The sequence below is a fragment of the Pseudonocardia sp. D17 genome, assembly GCF_036984265.1.
Classification (GTDB): domain Bacteria; phylum Actinomycetota; class Actinomycetes; order Mycobacteriales; family Pseudonocardiaceae; genus Pseudonocardia; species Pseudonocardia benzenivorans.
This window is the reverse complement of the sequence record NZ_BPRG01000120.1, coordinates 1-5,500: the sequence shown is the minus strand read 5'-3', so window position 1 is coordinate 5,500 and position 5,500 is coordinate 1. Positions and strand designations below refer to the sequence as shown.

The window sequence follows — 5,500 nt, the reverse complement described above, 5'->3', positions numbered from 1 at the left end:
AGCGCCTGACCGACATCCAGAAGATCACGCTCAGCCGTCACACACCACGCCAGGGGACTTGACCACCAGGATAGGTTGCCGCCGGCGCGCAGCCCCCCAGTCATCGGGTTCATGGCATTCCGGGGTCATGGAGTTCTGCTCTCGAGACTCGTCTAACCTGAGGGATGTGTCCGGGTTAGGCGTTGCGGCGCAGCGGGGCCTGCTTCCGCTGTTGCTCGTGAGCAGCCTGCTGCTGATGCACTCGATCCTGGGAATCACGACCCACGGCGATCACCAGGCGTTGGCGTCGGCCACACGGAACGGGCTTGAGGTCTTCGTTGTTGCGCCGGTTGACGCGACGAGATCAGCCACCGTCCCGCAGGTGCTGTCAGAGGCGCTGCCGCTGACCGGGGCGAGGGCAGATTCTGCAACAACCGCCGCTGACCCAGCCCGCGCCTCCGTCGGCAGTGAGCGCGCCCAGGACACTCACTCATCAACGCCGATGGCGGCGCTGATGCACACCTGCTTAGCGGTGCTCGCCGCGATCGCGGTTCTCGTTATCGCTGTGCTGGCGTGGCAGCGATTGCAGCCTTCGCACGCCTCGCGGTTACTTGGCCGCGCCCGAGCCGGACGGTGGCCGCCGCCGACGTCGACGCGCCTCTCTCAGCTCTGCGTGCTGCGGACCTGATCGGACCGGCTCCGTCGGCCCGATCCCTTCCCTCCCGCGCAGAGGAGACCCCTCATGCTGTCCCGTCGTCGATTTCTGTCCCTAGTTGGAGCCACCGCTGGTGCCGCCACCGCCAGTGGTCTACTCGCCGCTTGCTCGGGCCCAACGAACGTCCCTGGCCCGGTCAATGCCTCTTCGAGCCGTGTGCTGGAGCGGGAGCGCCTGCGGCAGGCAGCCGGACAGGCCACCGTCACCGCCGAGATAGCTGCCCAAACCGGCGCTGTCGATCTCGGGGGCCCAACGGTCCACAGCTGGACCTACGGGGGCAACGTGCCCGGCCCCGAAATTCGGCTGCGCGCGGGTGACATGCTGCGTGCAAACCTGCGCAACGATCTGCCGCAGCCGACGACGATCCACTGGCACGGCATCGCGCTCCGTAACGACATGGACGGGGTGCCAGTCCTGACCCAGGCCGCAGTCGCGTCCGGAGCCGCGTTCCGATACGAGTTCACCGTCCCGGATCCCGGGACCTACATCTTCCATCCACACGTCGGCACCCAGCTCGACCGTGGCCTCTACGGCGCACTCATCGTCGACGACCCGAATGAGCGGGGCGACTACGATCAGGAGCTCGTCGTGCTATTCGACGACTGGCTCGACGGCACGGCCCGCGACCCCGACCAGGTCCTCGCCGATCTCAAAGCCAACGGCATGAGCGGCATGCAAGGCATGGAAGGAATGGGTGGGATGCATATGCAGCGATCCGACCTGCTCGGGGGAGACGCCGGTGACGTGAGCTACCCGTACTACCTCGCCAATGGACGAATTTCCGCAGCGGCACAGACCTTTCTCGCAAAGGCCGGGCAGCGCGTCCGCCTTCGGCTCATCAACATTGCTGGAGACACCGCGTTCCGCATCGGAGTACCCGGGGTTCCCCTGACCATCACCCACACCGATGGCTTCCCGGTCCATCCGACCGCCGGTCCTTCAGTGCTGCTCGGCATGGGCGAGCGGATGGATGCGATCATCACGCTGCCCGACGACAGTCGTCCGCTGGTCGGTATCGCCGAGGGTAAGGGCGGCGCCGCGCGGGTAGCGCTCAACGTCGGACGGCCGACCGCCGTCACCGTCGATGCGGCAGCCGCCGACATCTCCGCTCAACCCGTGATCCGCGCCGAAGAGCTCGTCGCGACCGACCGGGTGTCGCTGCCCGACCGCGCCCCGGACGTCGTCCACGACCTCAAGCTAGGTGGCCCGGGAGAGGGATACAGCTGGACGATCAACGACCAGCCGTACGACCCGGCACATGGACTGTCCGTTTCCGAGGGGCAACGTGTGCGCCTCAGACTGGTCAACACAACTTCGATGTTCCACCCGATGCACCTGCACGGGCACACCTTCCAGGTGCGCACCGCAAGCGGACTAGGTGCGCGCAAGGACACCGTCAACGTGCTCCCCGGCAGGGCAGTAGAGGTGGAGTTCGACGCCGACAACCCCGGCCAGTGGCTAACGCACTGTCACAACGTCTACCACGGCGAAGCCGGCATGATGACTGTCGTCTCCTACTCCAGTTGATCTCCGCGCGGCTACTGGCTCGAGGCAGTGCGGGTCCGCCCGCTCCGGCATGCCGACGCGCGTGGCAGATGACGAGCAGCTCGGCTACCGGACCTGTCGTCCGCCACCGCAGCCCATCGATGATGATGATCTCAGCCCCAGGATGTGGCTGGAACCCTCGCCGCTCCCTTTCGAGCGCCCTCATACGCACGACACGGTGATGAAGGCGGCGACGCTCGCAGCACCGGTGAGCAGTGGAATCAGAGCGCCGGCGGCGACGAAACATGCCTTCTCCCCGGCCTGGCCGGGGCGAGACCGCAGTCGGACGGGGCGGGCGAGACGGGCGAGCCGGACCTCGATGGAGGAGGTCGCTGCACCCAAGGCAGCCGGGGGCAATCCCTGATCGCCTCCGATGGCTACGGACACCAGCGCACGGCGCACCACGTCTGCGCTAACGTAGCGGGCTGCTTGATCGTCCGCGGCCAACTCGACTAAGCGGCGAATGACGGCGGGAGCCTCACGGAACAGCGGGAGCAGCGGAACCGCGGCGGCGAGAGCATCGGCCAGGAGGACTTGCACGTGGTGCCGGCCTGACAGGTGGGCCCGTTCGTGGGCGAGCACGGCGGTGGTCTCCAGTGGGCTGAGAATCCGGCGGAGACCACTGGTTGCGACGATCGCCTTGGCTCGTCCCCCGACGCTGAACGCGACAGCGCTAGGATGGTCGAGCCACAGAACGCCATGCTCCCAAGTTCCCGCCGGTTCGAGCATCCACATGGTGGTCTCGGCCTCCTGCCGCACAGCGCGCACACTGCGCCCGCCGCGCCCGATCGCCCTGAAGAGGCCCATGAGGACGAGAACGGTGATCAGCGCGGCACCGACTTCGTCAGGGTGGAACTGACTGGATGTCAAGCTGGCGTAGCACGTGGCCAGCAGCTGAGCCAGGGGAGCAGGCGCTCCGTCGTGAATGGGAATCAGCAACACTGCCAGCGCAGCGATGGCGCTAACTGCCATCCAGGTCAGCGCCGACCACCAGACGCACAGCAGGGCCGCTGGGCTAGCAGAACTGCGCTCTAGACCAATGAGCAGCCTCGGGCCGAAGACGCCGGTAAGCGCTGCACCGACGACCAGCACCGCCGCAATTATCACGCCAGGAGGGTCCTTCCCTTCGCGGTGCGTGCGCGCTGCTTGAATGGCGGCGCGGACAGCGCCTCAGCCTACCGTCTTGACGTCCGTGCCCCTTCGGCGACCACGAGCCCCCGCCTCGCGGCGACGGCACCCGCCCGGCGACCGGATGTGCGTGCACGGTCACGGTCAGGGTGCTCCCGAGTCGCGAAGCCGGAGCGGGGCGGATTCTCTCTGCCACGCGATCAACGTCGCACGCCACCTCAGCCTAGCTCGGGGGCAGGTGGATCAACTTCGTAGGCACTTGCCCGACCTCACTAGCTGGGCAAGGCCGGAGCGACCCCGACGACGCGCATCTACGGACCTAGTCAGTAGACTCACCCGCGGTCAGGTCGCCGGTGGTTCTCCGCCGGCCGAGCAGCAACCGACGAGGAGCGAGGAAGCTCTGCATGGATAGCTCACGAGAGGATCCAGCCGAAGGGTGCCACGTCGAATTGATGAGCAGCACGGCCCTGCGGGGCCCCTGTTCGTGCCGACCGCCCGGCGACCGCCAAATCGCCGCAGTTCCTCACGGTGAATTCTCGGGGCGCTGCCTCGCCACCAGCCCGGCTCGATATCTGCTCCCGCTGTGAGGTGTGCAGCTGAAGGGATCAATCCACGCCCTCCATATGAGCGCGACTCTCGACTTCGGCCATTGATTGAGGACGGCCGACGAACAGGCGCACATGGGTAGTCGCGCCAGCGTGTCATGGAGACTGAGTAGGCATAGGCTGCTACTGGATAACCAATCTCGCTTCTCGCGCCGCCGGGCCTCATCGACGAGATCAAGGCATCGCGTAGGGCCAGGTCCCCGCCCGAGTCGCGCCGCCCTGAGTGCGCTGGCTGTCGGTGCAGCAATATCAGCTGTGTTTTCTAGCCTACTGTCAATCAACTCGCGGCCGGGCTCGATCGCTGCGATGAAGGGCGATCACAACACTGATCAGATCAGGGTCTCTGCGATGCTGCCCGTCACTGTGCCGTTGCAGCCGCCGTCCGACACAGAGTCCCTAAGTAAAGCAATCCGCCTCTTCGAACAACAGCGTCAGGATCGTGAGTCGGCATTCCGGTTTCCCTCATTCGTTCGGCCAGTGAACGGAATTATCACATCGAATTTTGGCCCCCGCTGGGGTTCCACGCACTATGGTTTGGACATCGCAAATGCCATCGGTACTCCGGTCCGATCCGTCGGTGACGGTGTCGTGATCGATGCTGGCCCAGCGCATGGATTCGGCCTCTGGGTGCGGATCAGACTCGCAGACGGGTCTGTCACAGTGTATGGCCATATCAACCGATACCTGGTTAAGGAGGGGCAGCAAGTAAAGGCTGGTCAGGTCATCGCGGAGGTAGGTGATCGAGGGGTTTCAACCGGACCCCACCTGCATTTTGAGATCCTCGATCCGACTGGCCGTCGGCTCGATCCCCTTGCCTGGCTGCGCAAGCGTGGCGCCGGATACTAGAGCATCACTTCGAGCAACGGTGTCTCTTTCTACCGCTACGCCACCCGCAGTTTGTCGGTAAATGCGACGAAACGTGGACTCCCCCAGGCCGGGTCGAGGTGCGGGGTGGGTGTCTCACGAGGTCGAAGGGTGAGCATGTGATCGGGACGGGTGGAATGTTGGATGGTGGTGCGGTTTTGTGTTTCCTTGCTTGACGTGGTTGAGTGGATTCCCCGTTGCCGCCGAGTCCGCGCGTCACACGGGGCTCCCCGTGGGCGGCATTGTTTGAAGTGTGGGGGGATGAGGGTCTGTTCCTCCTGTCGTACCCCGGGGCGGGGGCACCTGATGTGGTGCAACCGGCTCTGCACGCAGCAGCGAAACTGGTTCCACCGAGTCACAGACCGGTGGACCGCCCCACGGGCGAGAATCCGGCGTCTGCCTGCCGCATCTAGCGGTTGCGGCGGCGATTGTGTCACGGTGTCCAGCCGGGGCGAATCTTCGATCTATTCTGCGCCGCCGGGCCGGAGCTGGGAGCGTGCGCCGCCTCGTTCCCGGAGCCAGCCGATCTAGGCTGCCGGGCGGGCTTCACTGTCGCTGGTGCCAGTTGGATGGGCGAAGCTGCGGTGCCTTCGTCTCCGACTAGACGAGTAAGTCCGAACCCGGTCAGTGGTCGTAGGCGATCAAGGATCGGGTGATGGGCTGT

Annotated in this window: 4 protein-coding genes; 3 read left to right on the top strand and 1 reads right to left on the bottom strand. The window is 65.6% G+C overall.

Annotation, left to right across the window (positions count from 1 at the left end; genetic code table 11):
• Positions 1 to 217 precede the first annotated feature (217 nt).
• A complete protein-coding gene (locus tag PSD17_RS19370; protein ID WP_339123992.1) occupies positions 218 to 667 on the top strand; it encodes a hypothetical protein in 450 nt (149 codons plus the stop codon).
• A gap of 183 nt (positions 668 to 850) precedes the next feature.
• On the top strand, positions 851 to 2,221 hold the full coding sequence (locus PSD17_RS19365) for a multicopper oxidase family protein (protein WP_339123990.1): 1,371 nt from the start codon (positions 851 to 853) through the stop codon (positions 2,219 to 2,221).
• A gap of 180 nt (positions 2,222 to 2,401) precedes the next feature.
• Here the strand turns inward: PSD17_RS19365 and PSD17_RS19360 are convergent, their stop codons facing one another.
• Positions 2,402 to 3,331: a M56 family metallopeptidase gene (locus PSD17_RS19360; RefSeq protein WP_339123989.1), complete on the bottom strand. Its 930-nt coding sequence runs from the start codon at positions 3,329 to 3,331 to the stop codon at positions 2,402 to 2,404.
• 716 nt (positions 3,332 to 4,047) lie between these two features.
• Between PSD17_RS19360 and PSD17_RS19355 the strand changes: the two genes are divergently transcribed.
• A complete protein-coding gene (locus PSD17_RS19355; RefSeq protein ID WP_339123987.1) occupies positions 4,048 to 4,818 on the top strand; it encodes a M23 family metallopeptidase in 771 nt (256 codons plus the stop codon).
• The last annotated feature ends 682 nt before the right edge of the window (positions 4,819 to 5,500 follow it).